17 protein-coding genes and 2 tRNA genes are annotated in these 18,075 nt (G+C 66.5%); 11 read left to right on the top strand and 8 right to left on the bottom strand.

Annotation, left to right across the window (positions count from 1 at the left end):
• The first annotated feature begins 162 nt into the window (after positions 1–162).
• Entirely contained in the window at positions 163–993 is an 831-nt protein-coding gene (locus A3CU_RS0112145; RefSeq protein ID WP_027942519.1) for a transposase family protein, read from the top strand.
• Between the two features lie 258 nt (positions 994–1,251).
• Here A3CU_RS0112145 and A3CU_RS0112135 read toward each other — a convergent pair whose 3' ends face one another.
• Entirely contained in the window at positions 1,252–2,115 is an 864-nt protein-coding gene (locus A3CU_RS0112135; protein ID WP_027942518.1) for a nucleoside triphosphate pyrophosphohydrolase family protein, read from the bottom strand.
• Between the two features lie 146 nt (positions 2,116–2,261).
• On the opposite strand from A3CU_RS0112135, the gene A3CU_RS53455 reads away from it, so the two are divergent.
• The 4 genes from A3CU_RS53455 to A3CU_RS44480 are packed head-to-tail and all read left to right on the top strand — an operon-like array spanning position 2,262 to position 4,639.
• Complete coding sequence (locus A3CU_RS53455; RefSeq protein WP_169739622.1) at positions 2,262–2,492, top strand: acyl carrier protein; 231 nt, start codon at positions 2,262–2,264, stop codon at positions 2,490–2,492.
• A 10-nt stretch (positions 2,493–2,502) separates the two neighbouring features.
• The gene (locus A3CU_RS0112125; RefSeq protein ID WP_211246400.1) at positions 2,503–2,877 is read left to right on the top strand and encodes a helix-turn-helix domain-containing protein; all 375 of its coding nucleotides are present in this window, start codon (positions 2,503–2,505) and stop codon (positions 2,875–2,877) included.
• Entirely contained in the window at positions 2,874–3,851 is a 978-nt protein-coding gene (locus A3CU_RS44485; protein ID WP_052371654.1) for an ImmA/IrrE family metallo-endopeptidase, read from the top strand. The genes A3CU_RS0112125 and A3CU_RS44485 overlap by 4 nt, the downstream gene beginning before the upstream one ends.
• Complete coding sequence (locus tag A3CU_RS44480; protein ID WP_052371653.1) at positions 3,848–4,639, top strand: thymidylate synthase family protein; 792 nt, start codon at positions 3,848–3,850, stop codon at positions 4,637–4,639. The genes A3CU_RS44485 and A3CU_RS44480 overlap by 4 nt, the downstream gene beginning before the upstream one ends.
• A gap of 12 nt (positions 4,640–4,651) precedes the next feature.
• Here the strand turns inward: A3CU_RS44480 and A3CU_RS44475 are convergent, their stop codons facing one another.
• Entirely contained in the window at positions 4,652–5,797 is a 1,146-nt protein-coding gene (locus A3CU_RS44475; RefSeq protein ID WP_169739621.1) for a nucleotide kinase domain-containing protein, read from the bottom strand.
• Positions 5,798–5,833: 36 nt separating this feature from the next.
• On the opposite strand from A3CU_RS44475, the gene A3CU_RS0112105 reads away from it, so the two are divergent.
• Both A3CU_RS0112105 and A3CU_RS0112100 read left to right on the top strand, forming a co-directional pair.
• Positions 5,834–6,142 (top strand): hypothetical protein, encoded by a 309-nt coding sequence (locus A3CU_RS0112105; protein WP_027942515.1) that lies wholly within the window; start codon positions 5,834–5,836, stop codon positions 6,140–6,142.
• A 189-nt stretch (positions 6,143–6,331) separates the two neighbouring features.
• The gene (locus A3CU_RS0112100; protein ID WP_027942514.1) at positions 6,332–7,453 is read left to right on the top strand and encodes a DUF4238 domain-containing protein; all 1,122 of its coding nucleotides are present in this window, start codon (positions 6,332–6,334) and stop codon (positions 7,451–7,453) included.
• A 91-nt stretch (positions 7,454–7,544) separates the two neighbouring features.
• Here A3CU_RS0112100 and A3CU_RS44470 read toward each other — a convergent pair whose 3' ends face one another.
• From A3CU_RS44470 to A3CU_RS0112075, 5 genes are all read right to left on the bottom strand, one after another.
• Positions 7,545–8,882: a site-specific integrase gene (locus A3CU_RS44470; protein ID WP_052371652.1), complete on the bottom strand. Its 1,338-nt coding sequence runs from the start codon at positions 8,880–8,882 to the stop codon at positions 7,545–7,547.
• 189 nt (positions 8,883–9,071) lie between these two features.
• Positions 9,072–9,144: transfer RNA gene (locus A3CU_RS0112090), tRNA-Arg, on the bottom strand.
• A gap of 42 nt (positions 9,145–9,186) precedes the next feature.
• Positions 9,187–9,276, bottom strand: a tRNA-Ser gene (locus tag A3CU_RS0112085).
• 63 nt (positions 9,277–9,339) lie between these two features.
• Positions 9,340–11,019, bottom strand: a complete 1,680-nt coding sequence (locus A3CU_RS0112080; protein WP_027942513.1) for a phosphatidylglycerol lysyltransferase domain-containing protein — start codon at positions 11,017–11,019, stop codon at positions 9,340–9,342.
• Between the two features lie 168 nt (positions 11,020–11,187).
• Complete coding sequence (locus tag A3CU_RS0112075) at positions 11,188–13,155, bottom strand: acetoacetate--CoA ligase (protein WP_027942512.1); 1,968 nt, start codon at positions 13,153–13,155, stop codon at positions 11,188–11,190.
• 167 nt (positions 13,156–13,322) lie between these two features.
• Here A3CU_RS0112075 and hisC point away from each other — a divergent pair, with 167 nt between their 5' ends.
• The 4 genes from hisC (at position 13,323) to ku (ending at position 16,965) form a co-directional block, all read left to right on the top strand.
• Positions 13,323–14,375, top strand: a complete 1,053-nt coding sequence (gene hisC, locus A3CU_RS0112070; RefSeq protein WP_027942511.1) for a histidinol-phosphate transaminase — start codon at positions 13,323–13,325, stop codon at positions 14,373–14,375.
• A gap of 198 nt (positions 14,376–14,573) precedes the next feature.
• A complete protein-coding gene (locus tag A3CU_RS0112065; protein ID WP_027942510.1) occupies positions 14,574–15,023 on the top strand; it encodes an ATP-binding protein in 450 nt (149 codons plus the stop codon).
• Entirely contained in the window at positions 15,020–15,823 is an 804-nt protein-coding gene (locus A3CU_RS0112060; RefSeq protein WP_027942509.1) for a SigB/SigF/SigG family RNA polymerase sigma factor, read from the top strand. The genes A3CU_RS0112065 and A3CU_RS0112060 overlap by 4 nt, the downstream gene beginning before the upstream one ends.
• 200 nt (positions 15,824–16,023) lie before the next feature.
• Entirely contained in the window at positions 16,024–16,965 is a 942-nt protein-coding gene (gene ku / locus A3CU_RS0112055) for a non-homologous end joining protein Ku (RefSeq protein ID WP_027942508.1), read from the top strand.
• A 49-nt stretch (positions 16,966–17,014) separates the two neighbouring features.
• Here ku and A3CU_RS0112050 read toward each other — a convergent pair whose 3' ends face one another.
• Positions 17,015–18,022 carry a beta-ketoacyl-ACP synthase III gene (locus tag A3CU_RS0112050; RefSeq protein WP_156960324.1) on the bottom strand — a complete coding sequence of 336 codons (1,008 nt, stop codon included), beginning with the start codon at positions 18,020–18,022 and terminating at the stop codon, positions 17,015–17,017.
• Between the last annotated feature and the right edge of the window lie 53 nt (positions 18,023–18,075).

The raw sequence follows: 18,075 nt of genomic DNA, 5'->3' as shown, positions 1-18,075 counted from the left end.
TGAGGTGATCTCACCAAGATTGCGGTGTTGAAGGCCGAAGAAGCGCGCACGAGTCATGTGGACAGGCGCCGGGACACAGGTCGGGGCTCGGGGGAAGTCGGGCGGGGAGCCCCTGGTAGGACTGGATTTGCGAAGATCAAGTCCGAAACCAGGAAGCTCCCCGTGATCAGCTATCGTGCCACACTCGACGTGCCCCGCGAACTGGCCCAGTACCTGGGTAGACTGCTACACGCCGAACGCCGCCGACGCGGCACCCGCAAAACCACCCGGGCGTTGACCTGCTTCCGGCAGGCCGTGCTGGGCCTGCGTTGGTTCCGCCAGGACGTCGATGTCACCTCGCTGGCCCGCGATCACGGGATCTCTCGCGCGACCGGTTATCGCTATCTGGACGAGGTCATCACCGTCCTCGCCGATCAGGCACCGGACCTCCACGAAGCCTTACGGAAAGCCAAAGACGATGGCATGACCCACCTGATCTTGGATGGAAAACTCTTCTCCACCGACCGCTGCGGCGAGCAAACCACCAGTGTGAAAGGGGAACAGATTGACGCGTGGTACTCGGGAAAGGCCCACGAGCACGGCGGCAACATCCAAGCGCTCTCGGCGCCGACCGGGTTTCCGCTGTGGGTCAGTGACGTCGAGCCCGGCTCGGCCCACGACCTGACCACCGCCCAGGACCACGTGCTGGGCGCCTTGTACTGGGCAGCCTCCCAACTGGATCTGCCCACACTGGCCGACGGCGGCTACACCGGGGCCGGCATCGGTATCCTCACCCCGATCAGACAACCCGCCGGCGGCCAGGTCCTCGATGTCGACAACCGGTCCTACAACGCCCTGCTGCGGGGCCTGCGATGCTTGGGCGAACGCGGCTTTGCCCTGCTCACCGGACGCTGGCGAACACTACGCCATATCACCACCAGCCCACGCAAAATCGGCAATATCGTCAAAGCCGCACTCGTACTCACCCATTTCGAGCACGACAAAATCACGTGAAAGTCACTGAGATCACCTCAGTGTCGCGAAATTGGGCACTTTTGGAATCCTTCGGCACCAGTTCGTGGATGAGAATGTGGATGAAGATCGACAGCGTCTCACGCTTGACCTCAACTTGAAGACGCACTCGGACCGTCGGTGCTTCGTCACTGGAACAGCGTGCTAACGCTGCACTATGTGGGCCAGGACCGCTGCCGCGGGACCGGCTCACCGGGAGATTTGTTGTAGTCGACCGCGAGCACCTACATATCGGCTACGTCAAACCAAGCGAAGGGTGCGAGCGTCGGCGTCCAGCTCCACAGTGCCGCCGTGGGTGCGGTTGAGGGACCGCCATACCTCGAATCCCGTGAGTATCGCTCGTTCCCAGTCCGCGGAGCGGAGGACACAGACTTCAAGGCCGCCGACGAGGGAGCGGATGGTATCGAGCACCGGCTGGTCGATGTGCTTGATTCCGTCGAGGTAGTCGTGGGCGGAGGCGTAGGCGAACACCAGTGCTGAGATGCCTTCCTCGATGGCGACCGCCCGGCCACCGTCCTCGGCTTCGTCCGTGGCGAGATCGGACTTGCGCTTGCGGCGCATGAGTGCGCGCATCACCGGCGACCAGCCGAGTACAGCGGCATGGGCCAGATGGAAGGCGTCGTGGAACCGGTAGCCGTCCTCGACCCTGGCGGCGTCGGTGAGCGGATCACCGAGCGTCGCACCGTTCCAGATCATCACACTGGCGGTACGCCCGTCGTCGAGCTCCCGCAGCTGGAATTCGATTCGTGCATGCCGCGGCAACTGCTCGTGCTGGGGAAATGCTTGGTCGAAGGGTTCGACGTGGGGCGAGGGCCGCCATCGATCCTTAACCTTGTCCAGGTTGGCGACGGCTACGTCGTCCATGTCGAGGTCGAACTTCTCGCACAGGTCAGCGACGTACCAGAGGACGTCACCGAGTTCTTCGCGCATCCGGACCTTGAACGCCCGGTAGGCGGCGCCGTCCCGCCGTTGCTTCTTGTACTCCGTGGCGACCGAGCCGGCCTCGCCGGCGAGACCGAGCAGGCCGATGGTCACTGCTTCCAGGTCTGCGCCAGGTCGCTGATCGGTTCGAACGGCTGCCTTTTGATAGTCGGACAGCTGCACCGCACCCCTCCTTGTGTCTCCTGCCGACAACACTTGTCGGATTCATCGACAGTGTGGGATACTACGACAGAGCTTGTCGGAGAACAAGACACCGATTGTTGGGGGTGCGCGTGGTACCGACGCAGGCCGAAGTCGAGAATCTGATCTTGAAGCTGCTAGCGCAGGAACTGGAGACCGACCCTGAGCTTCTTCGTGAGGAGCTACTCGCCGAGGGCGCGGAGATGCCCTACAGCTCCATCGTACTGGTGCAGTTCGTGGTCGAGCTCGAGAGGCGATATGGGGTTCGTGTACCGGACACGGCTGCACCGGCCTTGAGGTCGGTGTCCACATTCGCGGAATTGATCCTGTCGCTAGCGACCAGCGGCACCACCCCCTGAGGAGATCGATGTGAACGATGTGTCCGCAGATGCGGAAATGAGTGGTTGGGGCAAGCTCGGCCTGAAACTCAAAGAAGTACGCGAGTACTTGAACCTGTCGCAGCAGTACGTGTCGGGCCGGACGGGAATACCGCGGTCGGCGGTCTCGGACATCGAACGCGGTGAACGCAAGGTGGACAGCCTGGAGTTGAAGAAACTCGCCGGGTTGTATCGGAAACCGGTCGGGTACTTCCTCGACGAGGAGGGGGCGTCCTCGGCTGGCGATCATGCGATCGCCGCCTTGATGCGCAACTTGACGAGCCTGACCGAGGAGAATCGCAAGGCCGTGCAGGCATTCGCGGAGTTCCTCGCCCAGGACAAGGCCAGCGACGAGGGTCAACGTTGATCGCGACGTGGCGCCAGGCTCACCGTGTCGCTCAGCTCGCGGCGGTGCACGCCCGCGCAGACCTCGATGTGCCGCCGGACAGCTACGTCGATGTGGTCGCCGCGATTCGGCGCGCTGACATCCCTCTCATGTTCCAAGACATGCCCGGTCACTTCGGTACCTACATCTCCCCTGCCACCCATGGGCCAGGAATCTTGGTCAACTCGGGTTTGTCGATGCCGACGCTCCGGCATACCGCCGCGCACGAGCTGGGTCATCACCAGTTGCGCCACGGCGACTCGGTCGATCTCGGCCTCGATCTGTGGGAGTCGCAGACCCCTGGAGCATGGACGGGCACGGAGATGTCGGCGGAAGCCTTCGCGGCGTGGTTCCTCATGCCCAGACCGGCCGTCCTGCGCGGCCTCCGACTACTGGGCAAGGACAAGCCGCGGTCCGCCCGCGACGCCTACCGGCTCGCGGCACTGCTGGGCGCGTCGTTCCGGGGTATGTGCCGCCACTTGGCCAACCTCGAGCTGGTGTCAGCGACCACGGCATCCACCTGGGCACGGGCTGGCCGCGCACGAGTACGAGCCAGCCTGGCAGGTCCCTACGCTCCGGTCTCCGGTGGCGAGGTCCATGTCCTCGACACCGGCATGCGTGACGCCACGGTCCATGCCGCCGCCGGAGACCTGCTCATCGCCACGCCAACCGTGCACGCCGAACTCAAGGCCCTGGGCGGCGATAGCGCCGGTTGGGAACAGGTCGAGCTCGACGACCCGGCCGAAGGGCAGCTCGACCTCCTCGATGAGCCCCGGATCGCGTGCTGGCAAGTCACGGCAGAGTTCACCGCCCCCGCGAGACTCGGCTCGGGCTCCGCCGCCGGAGGATGGTCCGTTCTCGTCGAGCCGGTCTCGGTCCGCGACGGGATCGACCTGGCCTGGCTGGAACGCCACCAGAACGACGGCCCAAACACACTGGAGGAGCAAACAAAATGATCAAGCCGATTCAGGCCGACACGGTGTCCGCTGCCTGGTACAAGGCCGTGACCGCAACCCGCGCCGCTGCCGGGCACAAGACCTTCCACCTCATCGTCAGCATCGAGGACCCACTCGCCGAGGACGCGAGGACGAGACACGAGATAGACATGCTGCTCGCCAACCGCGGCCTGCAGACGGTCGACACGGTCGCCAACACGATCATGCCGGCCGGCTTGGCCGCGGTATGCCGTACACACGAGGAACTCGTCACGAAGTACCGAAACAGCTACGACGTGATCCGGCGGTTCCGCAAGAACTCCTGGGGGACCTATTTCGGCCGGCTCGTCGCCTACCCCATCGGTAGTGACAAACACCCAGCCCCCGTTGACCAGCTCGCGCCCGTGATCAAAACACTGCGTCAGAAACGGGTGATAGGTGCTGAATACGAGACCGCCGTGGCTACCGTCAAGGACGCCGCCGGGCCGTCGGAGAGCATCGACCCCGGAACCCTCATCCACCATCCGACTCGCGGTCGTCACGGACGCGGCGGCCCCTGTCTAAGCAGCGTCGCGTTCCAACGCGAGGACAACCGTGTTCACGCCGTCGCGCACTACCGCAGCCACTACCTTGTCGAACGCGCCTACGGCAACTATCTGGGCTTGGGACAGCTTGTCCATTACGTGGCCCACCAAGCAGGACTCGAGGTCGGTCACCTAACCGTTCTGGCGGGTTATGCCCAAGTCGATGGTCAACTATCCGACCTCGACGAGACGTTAGGGCGTATCGCCGACCATCACGCAGCCTGACGGAGGTCTCGTTCAGCCCAGCTGCAGTTGCAGCGGGTCTTCCAGCGTAATCTGCCCGCGGCGGCAAGCGGTCTTGGTCCCTATTCGCGGGGCGGACTGACCAATACGGGCGTTGATACCCCATTTTGGCGGGAACCAGGCTGTGACCGGTGCGGAGTCACGTCGGAAGGTCTGTTTGATCCGCGTGCGCCCCGACAAGCCCGCAACCTCCGGGTGGGCCACGCGCGCGTACTTGTCAACCTCGCAGAACAGATTCTGGCAGTCGATCAGCTGGAGTCGTCTGCCCCACAGGCCCGGGAACGACAACCCGAGCCGGTCGAAATGTTCTTCTTGCTGATCAGCCATGTAACGGATGATGTCGTGCTCGATCCCTGCGGACGCGGGACCGAAACACTTTCTGATCCCGTCCCGCGCCCCGGGCCCTGGGACGACGAACTCCATCTCGTCGAAGTCCAGGCCGGCCGAGTAGTTGAGGTCGATCAAGTACTGATAGGCCAGAAAATCACCCATGCCCGGAAAGTCCCGCAGCACAGCGAAAGCGTCCTGCATCGTGGCCGCGTCCTGGATCCGCTGCGGCGTCGATGAGCGCATCATCAGTTCGATCAACCGCAAGTGGTTGCTGTGCTTGCGCACTTCGGACAGCCGCGGCGCCGGCATGACATACGCAGCCGAGTACAACTTCTCCCCGGCCTGGAACGCGCAGCTCAACACCTCGTTGTAGACGTCGAACGAATACTCGTCCCACCGGACCTCACCGAGCGCTCCGCTCAGCAGCTGCCACGTGGAGAGCCGGTTGAACAGTTTGAAGACGATCGTGCGGAAGAACACCTCGTCCCACGCCTGATCTCCGGCGTAGCTCACGTCGGAGATTAAGTACTGGCTGACTCGGTCCGCTGCCCGATAGCAGTTGGTGAAGCGGTGCCTCAGCAGGATCGGATCATGGGTCCATGGGCCCGGGCGGTCTTCCACCCGCGCTAGGTACACCTCTTGGCGGGCGGCCGCGAACCGCCAGTAGGTATCGAACACCGGACTCGGTTTCAGTACACGACCCGCAACCTTGATCGGCGTGGCTTCGGCCGTCGTCTCGCCCGGTGCGAACGTCAGCATTAGGGCTCCATCATCCGCAGCAAACTTGCTGTTCATCCCGGCAGCCATCATATGTTTATTATAGGTTAAGTACGTGGCGGAGGCGAGATGAGACTGCACCGGGGAAGGCGGCGCAGCACGCTCGTTCACTGGCCGGAGAAGGTCGACCACCGCCTCGACTTGCTGCTGTACCTCGCCAATCAGGCAGGAGAGAACACCAGCCGCGCCCAACTCCTCGCTGCCCTGGTCGCGGCGGCTCCCCGTGACGGCGCGAAACTCGCCCGGCTCCTACGCAAGTACCGCACGCAGGACGAAGAAACCTTCACCCGCGAAGCGGAAGAAATCCCACGCCTACCGGAGGGGCCACGGAAACCCGGTCCTCGAGGGTCCGCCTTGGAGCCCCCGGAACCCGGGTAGAACATTGCCCGCCAGCTCACCGGCCGCGCTGGCCAAAGACGACGGGCTTGCGACAAGCGTGGCCCGAGACCGGCCGCCCAACGCGCCAATACTCGAGCCGACCACAGTGTTCATGGAGGAAGCCGGGGACCGGGCGGGGATCGACCCGTTGACCGCCCGCCTGTCGGTGTCCCTGGCCACGGTAGCGGTGTGTGGACGGATTCAGGCTTCCAGGCCAATGACTGGAAGTTGGTTCAGCAGATCCGGAACCCGTGGGGGCAGGTGCCGGTTACCGCGGGGGGCAAGTCGCTGCACGGACGTGCCCGGAAGTACATGGACGAACTGTTGAGCCTGCAGGAGGCCGCGGACACACGCAGTCGCCGGCACCACTACGTCCCGAAGGCATACCTTCGCCAATGGTCGTTCGACGGTAAGCGAGTTTGGGCCCTCGACACGGTCACGGGAGTGGTTAAGCCACTTGGTCTGACGAAAGTCTGCGTGGAAGAGAACTTCTACCGGGTCGTCGGGCCGGACGGCGCTGCCCACAATCGGGTGGAGCTGCTGTTCGGCGTCGTAGACACCGAGCTTCGGCGGGTGCAGACCTTATTCAATCGACTTGAAGACCCCGAAGAGCTGCAGTTTGACGACCTGATCGCACTCGGGGTCACGATGGCGGTCCAGCGTATGCGCACCTTGCAGGAGCGCCGGCTTCACCAGCAGTACAACGCATGGCACGTCGCCCAGGATCCGGGTGGGGTCGCGTCGTGGGACGACCCTGCAAACCCGCACTTAGCAGCGGGCTTTCACACCAAGTTGTTATTCTCGGCGATGTGGGACGCAGCCGACGTGCTTACCACTCGCCAAATAGAGGTGTGGCATGATCCGGAAGGTCGATTCATGACCTGCGACGCGCCGGTATTTGTCCCGTTCAGACGCAACATCAGCCCGAGCCTACTGGACGCACCGTACGTCGTATGGCCGGTCAGTCCGTATCGCGTCGTGGCTCTAAGCAACAACCTCGTAGGCGAGAAAGCGGTCATACGCCCGGCTACTGGCAAACTCGTGAGCATGGTGCGTGATGGGGTCGAACAAGGTCGTGAGCGCATGATCTTCGCCAGCGAAAAGCAGCGCGAGCGACTACCCCGGACCAAGAAGTTTCGGCGACGGACGCAAGCGCGGATTCGCTGCTCACAGCGAACGCCCCGGGGCGAGTACATAAAACCTCCTGGCTGCTGCGTCGAACTGTCGCAGGTCTTCGCAGCGGGTCCAGACGTCGCCCTATGTGATCAAGGCCTTCACAACCCCGCCCCGGACATGTGGTCGTACAAGTAGTCACAGAGACGCTGGGACAAGTGTCCGGTCTCTCGTCGCTCATGTGCATTGGCCGCAGGACGTCCAGCGCAAGACACCAGTGACCAGCACTCTAATTCGGGTCCACGGGTTGACTTGACTCTGTGGGCCTCCGCTTCGGCATTCTGCTGGCGATTGTGGCAGCGGCAGCCTTGTCAGCCGCGCCGACCCAAGCCGCGTAGTGTCGAAGGGTTGTCGTGCCGTCGCCGTGCCCCAGGCGGCCGGCCACGGTGCGGAGGTCGACGCCGGCGGTGAGCAACTCGGTTGCGGAGTAGTGGCGAAGCTCCTTGAGCTGCGTCTGAATGTCGAGCTTCTCAACCAACCGGCTATACCGTCTCGTCAACGAACTCGGGTCGCGAGGCACGCTGAGGTCTGCCCGCGCCGAGAACAGCCATGTCTTGCCGGTGAGCTCCAGGCCAAGTAGCCGCAACTGCTTCGCGGCGGCGTCTTTGTGTTGCCGGAGCAGGGTTACGGTCTCGGGATCGAGGGACACACGACGGCCTTGGTGGGTCTTGGTGTCCTTGAGAAACATTCCGTCCGGTCCGCGCACATAGTTCTCGTCCAAGACGACCACGCCAGCCTTGAGGTCGACGTCCTCCCATTGCAGTGCAACAACCTCGCCGCGGCGGGCGCCGGTCACGGCGGACAGCCAGACGTAGGTGCCCCACTCCGTGCTCGCCTCGTTCGCGGCCTCGATGATGCGGGCCATGTCCTCGACCGAGGGCGGCTTGGGCTGAGGCCGACGCTTGGCGGGCAAACGCACGGACGGCGCTGGGTTGTACGCAATCCAGCCCCAACGGACGGCCGCGCTGAGAGCGCCGCTGATGATCGCGTGGACTTGACGGACTGTGGAAGCCGAGTAGGGCTTGCATTTGTGCGGGCCGCACTCGATCACGGTGCAGCCGGCCGCCTTGCAGTCGTGGTCGCCGTGGCCGCCGGCGGGCGGGCGGCCCGGTGGGTAGCGGTGCTTCACCGTCCGGCACTGATGTGGACCATCGACGCGGTGCTCAATGAACGGCTTTCCGTTGCAACGGACCCGGCACCGCCGGAGATCGGCGTAGAACCGCTCCAGGCGTTCGGACGCGTCCCGTGTGAGCAGGAGAAGGGGGACGTCGCCGAGGACGGGGCGGATGTGGTCCCGGATGATCCACTCGTAGTTCATGCGGGTCGTCGCGTCCAGCTCGTGCTGGATGAGCCAGCGGTCGAGCAGCGCGCCGAACGTCGACTTGGTCCGGGCCACCTTCAGCGAGTCCGCCTCGCCCTGAAGCCGAGTGAGGATCTTCTCGGCGTCCTTCTGCGCGGCCCGTTCGGACCGCTCGTTCCCAGGCTTCTCGATCCGCGCCGACTCGACCAAGACCAAGCGCTCGCCAGTCGCCGGGTCCTTGCCCGCCGACACGCGGACCTGAAGCACGTTCCCGAGACGTCGGATGCTCCCTCTCTTCCGACCCCCAGCGGCACCATTCGGACTGCCCATGGATGTGACGCTAGCAACCCTGGTGGATGAGACTGTGGATGAAGATCAACATCTCGAGAGTCGGCCGGATCTTGAAAAAGAAGAAACCCCCTGGTAAGAGGGGGTTTCTGCTGTCTCAACCAGACGTGCGCCCGAAGGGATTCGAACCCCTAACCTTCTGATCCGTAGTCAGATGCTCTATCCGTTGAGCTACGGGCGCTTGTTCAGTTATCAACTTAGCACGCGGCGTGCCGGTGCTGAGCGGAGGCTCCGGGATTTGAACCCGGGAGGGGGGGTCACCCCCAACCGCATTAGCAGTGCGGCGCCATAGACCAGACTAGGCGAAGCCTCCCGGATCAACGACCACTGCGTCGATAGCCTACACATGCGGTTGCGGCCCCGGCAAAGCACCCCCTCATCTCCGCAGCATGCGCATCAACCAGCGCGAACGGCCGCCGAGGCCTTCGGCCTCGAACACGGCGACGCCGACGCGGGGCAGTTCGCGGACGCCGGGGTAGACAAGGTATCGCGGCAGCCAGCGGGGTTGGAACTTCGCGTTGAACCGGTAGAGCGTCTCGATCTGGACCCAGCGCGACGCCCAGTGCAGCACCTTGGCCGACAGGCGCGCGACCGGGCCGGCGCCGATTCGCTGGCCCTGCTCCATCAGTTTCCGGAAGGCGGCGAAGTTGAGGGAGACGTGTTTCACGTGCCCTTCGCGGGCGGTGAGCAGGAGTTCGGAGATCATCAGCTCGTTGACCCCGTTGTCGGCGGCGCGGTCGCGGCGCATCACGTCGAGGGACAGCCCGTGCCGGCCCCAGGGTACGAACTGCAGTAGGCCGCGGACCTGTCCCTGCTGTTCGGCGGTGACGATCACCGCACCGGGGTCGCCCATGCGGCCCAGCGCCATCGAGAAGCCCCGTTCCGTGTCGCTGCCGCGCCAGTGGGCCGCCAGCGCTTCGAGCCGGGCCCGTTCCTCGCCATCGATCTCGTCGGCCTGCCGCACCCGCACCTCGTAGCCGGCCCGCCTGGTCCTCGACACCGCCTGCCGGACGCCTCGCATCGCTCGCCCGTCGAGGGTGAAGGTGTCCACGTCCACGATCGCTTCGTCACCGATTTCCAGCACGTCCAGGCCGTATCGCGACCACACCGTCGCCCCCAGTTCGGAGCAGCCCATCACCGACGGCACCCAGCCGTACCGCCGGCACACGTCCAGGAACTCCTCGATCGCTCCTGGCCACGCCTCGCTGTCGCCCAGCGGGTCACCGGAGGCCACCGCCGCGCCGGCGATCACCCGATAGGTCACGGCCGCTTTCCCGGTCTTCGAGAAGACGACGAACTTGTCGTCCCGGAGCGCGAAGTAGCCCAGCGAGTCGCGCTCACCGTGCCGGGCCAGCAGGGTCCGCAGGCGTTCCTTCTCCGCTTCCGACAGGTGCGGCGCCGGCTCGGCCGACCGGAGCAGGAAGTACGCCGCGAGCAGCACGGCGCCAAGGCCGAACAGCAGGCCGATGCTCGCGACCAGGTCATCGAGCCAGGTCACGTGGAACTCAGCAGGTCCGCTGACGCCGATCAGCGCGAGCGCTGATTCGGTGAATCGGTCCTGGAAGTTCAACGGGGTGAGCAGCCGGGCCGGCGCGACGGTCAGCAGCGTGAAGTTGATCAGCAGCCCGGCGACGACCAGCTGCACGAACACCCGGACGGCGCGCCACCTGCCGGTCACCGGATCGGGCAACGCGATGAAGTACCGCCGGTTCACCAGCAGCGCCACCGCGAGCGCCACCGACACGAGCCCTGGAGCCCCGAACAGATGCCGCAAGCCGACGTGCGACACCGCGACCAGCAGGCTCGCGGCCAGAGTCAGTTGCCACGCCCGCCGCTTGCGCCGCCGCAGCCCGGACGCCAGCATCATCAACAACACCCCGGTGACCACCGCGACGGCGGCGGCCGCGGTGGTGGCCTCCTGGGGCAGCGTCAACCACTGGGCGACGTGCCCACGCATCCCACGCCGCCCCAGCGGCAGCACGACCGAGAGCACCGTGAGGAGGCCGACCAGCCTGGTCACCCAGGTGATCACGACCACCGACACGGCGCCGGTCAGCCGCCAGACGGCCGGCCGGCGTTCCTCACCGGCCGCCGCGCTCCGCGAACCGTTGACAGCAGAGGGCCCGTCCGGGACGGCGTCGCTCTGCTCGCGTCCCTTGCCCTCCGCGATCGGCTCCTCCCCCACGGTGTCCAACCGCCTGCGACCGGCCAACCGTCGTCCCCCTTACCTCAAGCCGGCGAACTCCACGAACGGCCGCAGCGCAGCCGGGTTCGCCAGTGCCTCTTTGCTGATCGCCCGCTCGGGCGCGGTTCCGGTCAGGATCTTCTTGACCGGGACCTCGCACTTTTTACCGTTAAGGGTGCGAGGCACGTCACCCACCTCGACGAACCGGTCCGGCACATGCCGCGGGGACAGCGCCCCGCGCAGTTCCCGCCGAAGTCGTGGTTCGACCTCGGACAGGGACGCGCCCCGCGCCATCACCACGAAACACAACAGTTCGCCCTCGGTGTTCCCCGCGCCGGAGGTATCAATCACGAGCGAATCGGCGACCTCGTCGAATCCCTCGACGATCCGGTAGAACTCCGCGGTCCCCATCCGGACCCCGCCCCGGTTGAGCGTCGAGTCACTGCGCCCATAGATCACCGCCGAGCCGCGCCGGGTGATCCGGATCCAGTCGCCGTGCCGCCACACGCCCGGGTAGTGGTCGAAGTATGCCTCGCGCAGCCGCGAACCGTCCGGATCGTTCCAGAAGAACACCGGCATCGACGGCATGGGCTGCGTGACCACCAGCTCCCCGACCTCCTCGACGACGGCCTTTCCGTCCTCGTCGAAGGCGGACACCGCGGCGCCCAGCGCCCGGCAGGACAGTTCGCCCAGCCACACCGGCACGTCGGGTGCGGCGGCGACGAACGCCGCGCACAGGTCCGTGCCGCCGGACACGGAACAAATCTGCACGCCCGCGCCGATCTCGTCGACGATCCAGCGGAACCCTTCCACGCTCAGCGGCGCCCCGGTCGAACCGATCGCCCGCAGCGCGGACAGGTCGTAGTGCTTCGCCGGTTGCAGGTGGGCCTTCAGGCAGCTCTGGATGAACGGTGCGGACGTACCGAAGTAGGTGATGCGGTGCCGTTCGGCCAGCCGCCACAGCGCGTTGAGGTCCGGATGACCGGGGCTGCCGTCGTAGAGCACGATCGTGGCACCGACCAGCAGGCCGCCGATCAGGAAGTTCCACATCATCCAGCCGGTGGTGGTGAACCAGAAGAACCGGTCCCCCGGCCGCAGGTCCATCTGCAGCGCGGCCGCCTTGAGGTGTTCCACGACGATGCCGCCATGACCGTGCACGATGCCCTTGGGCAGTCCGGTGGTCCCCGACGAGTAGAGCACCCACAGCGGATGGTCGAACGGCACCGGTTCGAACGCCGGCTTGGCGCCCTCGTACCGGGCCAGGGTGGCGTCCCAGTCCAGCGCACCGTCGAGGGTCCCGCCGCCGAGGTAGTCGACGAGCAGGGTCACCGCCAGTGATGGGATCTCGTCGCGTAACTGGTTGATCGTTGGCCGCACGTCGAACGATCGTCCATTGTAGACGTAGCCGTTCACGGCGAGGAGCACCTTCGGCTCGATCTGGTTGAACCGGTCGACCGCCGCGCGCACGCCGAAGTCGGGTGAGCACGACGACCAGATCGCGCCGAGGCTCGCCGTCGCGAGGAACGCGACGAGCGTCTGCGGGCAGTTCGGCGCCAGCGCGACCACCCGGTCGCCCTTGCCGACCCCGAACTCGACCAGCGCGGCCCGCGCCGCCGCGACCTGCTCGCGCAGCCGGCCGTAGGTGAGCTCACCACCGGCCCCGTCCTCCCGCTGGAAGATCACCGCGAGGTCGTCGTCGGCCGGACCGGTCAGCGCATGTTCCGCGTAGTTCAGGGTGCCGCCGGGAAACCAGCGCGCGCCCGGCATGCGCGCGTCCGCGAGCACTTCGGCCGGCTGGTCGTGCCAGCGCACGCCGAGAAACTCGGCGAGCGCGCCCCAGAACCGGTCCGGCTCGTCAACGGAAAACCGCCACAACTCGTCGTAATCGGAGGTTTGTACGTCCCGCTCGGTCTTCAGCCAATCGCGAAAGCCCTGGATGCGACTGCCGGCGATCTCTTCGGCCGAGGGGCGCCACAGCACTTCTGGAGTTTGCGCGTCGTTGCTCACCCGATGACTCTAGCCCGCAAAATCGGGCGTGACTTCCCCGAAAAGGCGACGCAACTCCACCGATGTCCGGCCGGACCCGATTCAGGTTCAATTCGCGCCGTTCACCTGCGCAGGGTGGTCACGAGCTACGGTGACAGCAACCGCTACCTGCCAACAAGGAGCACGCGATGTCCGTCCAGCCCCGCGTCGATCTCGACACCCTGCCCTCCTATGTCGCGGGCCGTACCGTTCCCGACGCGATCAAGTTGTCCAGCAACGAGTCGCCGGGCGGCCCACTGCCCAGCGTCGCCAAGGCGATCGCCGCCGCGGCATCCGACGTGAACCGGTACCCGGACAACGCGGTGACCCAGCTTTCCCAGCGCCTGGCGGACAAGGTGCGGCTGCCGGTGGAGCAGATCGCCGTGGGCTGCGGCTCGGTCTCCCTTTGCCAGCAACTCGTTCAGGCGATGTGCGCGCCGGGCGAAGAGGTGGTGTTCGCCTGGCGGTCGTTCGAGGCGTACCCGACGGTCACGCAGGTAGCGGCGGCTGCGCAGGTCCGCGTGCCGCTCGACGCGACGCTCTCGCACGACCTGGACGCCATGCTCGCCGCGATCACCCCGCGCACCCGGCTGTTGTTCGTGTGCAACCCGAACAACCCCACGGGCACCGCCGTGCGCCGGGACGCGCTGGCGCGGTTCCTGGACGCCGTGCCGTCCAACGTGCTGGTGGCGCTGGACGAGGCGTATCGCGAGTACGTGACCGACCCCGGCGTGCCGGACGGCCTGGAGTTCGTCCGCGAGCGGGGGAACGTGGCGGTGCTGCGGACCTTCTCGAAGGCGTACGGGCTGGCCGGGCTCCGCGTCGGTTACCTCGTCGGGCCGGAGGAGATCACGTCCGCGGTGAAGAAGGTCTACGTGCCCTTCAGTGTGAACGCGCTGGCCCAGACCGCGGCGTTGGCCTGCCTCGACGCCGAGGACGAGCTTCTCGCGCGATGTACGCAGACCGCGGCCGAGCGCGAGCGGGTGCGCGCCCAACTGTGCGACCTGGGCTACGAGATCCCGGAGTCACAGGCCAACTTCGTCTGGCTGCCGCTGGGCGAGCGTGCCCTCGAGTTCTTCGACCACATGTTGGCCAACAAGATCGTCGTCCGCGCGTTCCAGGGCGACGGCGTCCGTGTCACGGTGAGCTCGCCCGACGAGAACGATCAGTTCCTCATGGCCGCCGCGACCTTCCCGCGCTGACCACGCGGCGGGCCCCGCTGACCACCGCGGCGGGCCCGCCGGTCACGCAACCCCACGTTTCGCTCCGCTGACGGTGGGGTATGCCGCCAGTATCGGGTGAGTTGTCCGCACAGAAACGACGTCACAGGTGAAACACAGCGAAGGTAGTCCGGTAGAGGCATCATGGTCCGCAGGTTGCATCCGACAGATGAGGTGAACGTGACCGACTGGGAACCTCCCGGCCTGCCGGCGCCCGACGGCTTGAGGCCAGGAGATATCGAACTACGGCTGACCGCTGACCTGATGAATCTGCCCATCGTGCGCTCGGTGGTGGCGACCATCGCCACCCGGGCCGACTTCGACCTCGACGCCATCGCGGACCTCAAGCTCGCCGTCGACGAGGCATGCTCGACCCTGATCACCAGGGCCGTGCCGGGAACCGCCATGAACTGCCGGTTCACCGTCTCCGACGACGAGCTGTGCTTCGTGGGCACGGTCGACTCGGCGACCGGTACCGAGCCGAGTACCAGGTCGTTCGGCTGGCGCGTCCTGACTACCTTGACGGACATGGTGGACAGCCGAGTCTCGTCGAACGGACAACACCACCGCCTGAACATCGAGCTCGCGAAGCGCCGGGTGTCGGTGGAGGTGCCAGGGGCGCGCGCGTGAGGACTTCTCGACCCCAGGCAGCACACCCGACATCGTCGAACGAGTACCAGCAACTTGCCCCCCTGTTCGACGAGTTGGCGGCGCTGCCCGCGGACGACCCGCGCCGCTCGGAGATCCGCGACAAGCTCGTGACCGGGCACCTCCCGCTGGCCGAGCACATCGCGCAACGGTTCTCGGGCCGGGGCGTGGCCAAGGAGGACCTGGTACAGGTCGCCACCGTCGGATTGATCAACGCGGTCGACCGGTTCGACGCCGCCCGCGGCGCGGACTTCCTGTCCTTCGCGGTGCCCACCGTGATGGGCGAGGTCCGCCGGCACTTCCGCGACAGCGGCTGGCTGGTCCGGGTTCCACGACGGCTCAAGGAACTGCACCTGTCGATCTCCGCCGCCAGCACGGCGCTGGCGCAGCGCCTCGGCCGCGCCCCGACCCCGAGCGAGATCGCCGCGCACCTGTCGATCAGCCAGGAGGACGTGTACGAGGGCCTGGAGGCCGGAAATGCCTACCACTCGATGTCGCTGGACGAGGTGCTCTCCGGCGACACCGAGAACCTGGCGCTCGGCGACACGCTCGGCGAGGAGGACTCCGGGCTGGAGGGCGTCGAAAACCACGAGGCACTGCTGCCGCTGATCCGGGAACTCCCCGAACGCGAACGGCGGATTCTCGGGTTGCGTTTCGTGCACAACATGACCCAGACCCAGATCGCCGAACGGATCGGGGTGTCCCAGATGCACGTCTCCCGCCTGCTGGCCCGCACCCTGGAGCACCTCCGCGAAGGACTCACCGAGCAACACGACGAGTGAGCTGGTTTGAAGTGGCTTGCGTGGCGGTGCCGGTAGCGGAACCTGAGGTGGTGCAAGCTGACAGCCCACCGCAAGCGGCTCCGCCGCTTTGAACACCGCGCTGGCGCGGCCGGTTTGACCTGGGCACCTGCCGGGTAACTTCATGGTCATCCACATCTGACGCCTCCGCTATGGACAGTTCGGTTTGAGGGAGGAAGGTCATGGCGGCGCGAGCGATCTGGCGCGGCGCGGTCAGCTTCGGTCTGGTCACCGTGCCCGTCGAGCTGTACTCCGCGACGGAGGACCACAGCGTGCACTTCCGCCAGTTCGAGCGGGGCACGTCCGACCGGATCCGGTATCGGCGGGTCAACGAGCGCACCGGTAAGGAGGTCGACTTCTCGGACATCGTCAAGGGTTACGAGCTCGGCGACGGGGAATACGTCCTGGTCGAGCAGGAGGAACTGGACGAGATCGCGCCGGGCCGGTCGCGGGCGATCGACATCGAGGCGTTCGTGGACCTGAAGAAGATCGACCCGGTCTTCTTCGAGCGCAGCTACTGGCTGGCGCCGGAGAAGGAGGAGTTCGCGCGTGCGTACGGGCTGCTGGTGCAGGCCCTGGAGCGCACGAACAAGGCGGGCATCGCGCGGTTCGTGGTGCGCGGCAAGCAGCACATCGCCGCGGTCCGCGCCTCGGAGGGCATGCTCGTGCTCGACACGCTGCTGTTCGCCGAGGATATTCGCGACCCCGCGCGGGAGCTCAAGAAACTGCCCAAGGCGGCCGACGCCCGCGGCCGCGAGCTCGACATGGCGATCAGCCTGATCGACTCGATGACCGAGGACTGGCACCCGGAGGAGTTCCACGACACCTACACCGAGCGAGTGCACAAGCTGGTCGAGGACAAGAAGGCGGGCCGGACGGTGACCGTCGAGGAGGCGCCCGCCGAACCGACCAAGGTGGTGGATCTGTTCGAGACGCTCGCCCGCAGCGTCGAGGCCAGCAGGTCCCGGCGGCGCCCGGCCGCTCCCGACGTGTCCGAGCTCAGCAAGACCGAGCTGGAGCGGATGGCCCGTGAACTCGATGTCAAGGGCCGTTCGAAGATGTCGCGCGCCGACCTGGAAAAGGCCGTCCGCGAGACCGCCGAAGCGCACCGCCCCGCTTCCTGATCGCCAGAGCCTCCTGACCGCCGGGTCCGCCGGGCGGTCAGGCGCGGGCCTACCTGGCGGAGCCGGGTTTGACGTCGGGCCAGGTCAGCAGGGTGGACCCCCAGGTCAGTCCGGCGCCGAAGGCGGTCATCAGGACCCGGTGGCCGGGGCGAAGGCTGCCGTCCTCACAGGCATCGGCCAGGGCCAGCGGGATCGACGCGGCGCTGGTGTTGCCGGTGTGCCCGATGTTGACCACGAGCCGTTCCTCGGGCAGTCCGAGATGCTTGGCCGTCGCCTGAAGGATCCGGATGTTGGCCTGGTGGCCGACGAACCGGTCCACGTCGTCCACGGACAGGTGCGCGCGATCGAGCAACGCGCGGGTGGACTCGGTCATCCGGGCGCACGCGTGCCGGAACACCGCGGTGCCCTGCATGGAGACGAAGTGCTCGCGCGGGTCGTCCGACCTGCGTTGCTTCGCCCCGCCGGCCGGGACGATCAAGAGTCCGGCGTGCTCGCCCTCGCTGTGCAGGTCGAAGGGGCCGAGCGCACCCGGCTCGTCGCGGGTCCCGGCGCGCAGCACGACCGCGCCCGCGCCGTCGCCGAAGATGGGCGCGGTGGTGCGGTCATCGGGGTCGCACAGCCGGCTGAACGCGTCGGCGCCGATGACCAGCACCCGCCCGGCGATCCCGCCGGCGATCAGCCCGGCCGCGGTGGCCAGCGCGTAGACGAAGCCACTGCAGACGGCGTTGACGTCCATCGCGGCGATCCCGCTCAGGCCCAGCTCGGACGCGACCTGCGGCGCGCTGGCCGGGCAGAGGTAGTCCGGCGTCGTGGTGGCCAGCACCAGCGCATCGACCACGTCCGACCCCGCGCTGCGCAGCGCGGCGCTCCCGGCGTGGACCGCCATGTCCACAGTGGAGATGTCGGGGTCGGCGATGTGCCTGGTCCGGATCCCGGTCCGGGTCCGGATCCATTCGTCCGAGGTTTCCAGCCTCCGCGCGAGTTCGTCGTTGTCCACCACTCGTTGCGGCAGCCAGGCACCGAGCCCGGCGAGAACCGCAGACGTCCCCATCGTCATGGGACATGTTTATGGGCTACCCCTGGGTAGACCGGCGGGTTGTGTTTCAGGTC

Origin of the sequence: Amycolatopsis taiwanensis DSM 45107, assembly GCF_000519205.1 — a bacterium.
GTDB classification, from domain to species: Bacteria; Actinomycetota; Actinomycetes; order Mycobacteriales; family Pseudonocardiaceae; genus Amycolatopsis_E; species Amycolatopsis_E taiwanensis.
The sequence above is the reverse complement of the archived record's forward strand: the minus strand, read 5'-3'. Positions and strand labels throughout refer to the sequence as shown.

Excerpts from the sequence above, each read along its gene's own strand:
- A3CU_RS44480 (WP_052371653.1), top strand. The coding sequence starts at position 3,848 with ATGATCAAGCCGATTCAGGCCGACACGGTGTCCGCTGCCTGGTACAAG.
- A3CU_RS44475 (WP_169739621.1), bottom strand. The coding sequence starts at position 5,797 with ATGATGGCTGCCGGGATGAACAGCAAGTTTGCTGCGGATGATGGAGCC.
- A3CU_RS0112105 (WP_027942515.1), top strand. The coding sequence starts at position 5,834 with ATGAGACTGCACCGGGGAAGGCGGCGCAGCACGCTCGTTCACTGGCCG.
- hisC (WP_027942511.1), top strand. The coding sequence starts at position 13,323 with ATGTCCGTCCAGCCCCGCGTCGATCTCGACACCCTGCCCTCCTATGTC.
- ku (WP_027942508.1), top strand. The coding sequence starts at position 16,024 with ATGGCGGCGCGAGCGATCTGGCGCGGCGCGGTCAGCTTCGGTCTGGTC.
- A3CU_RS0112050 (WP_156960324.1), bottom strand. The coding sequence starts at position 18,022 with ATGACGATGGGGACGTCTGCGGTTCTCGCCGGGCTCGGTGCCTGGCTG.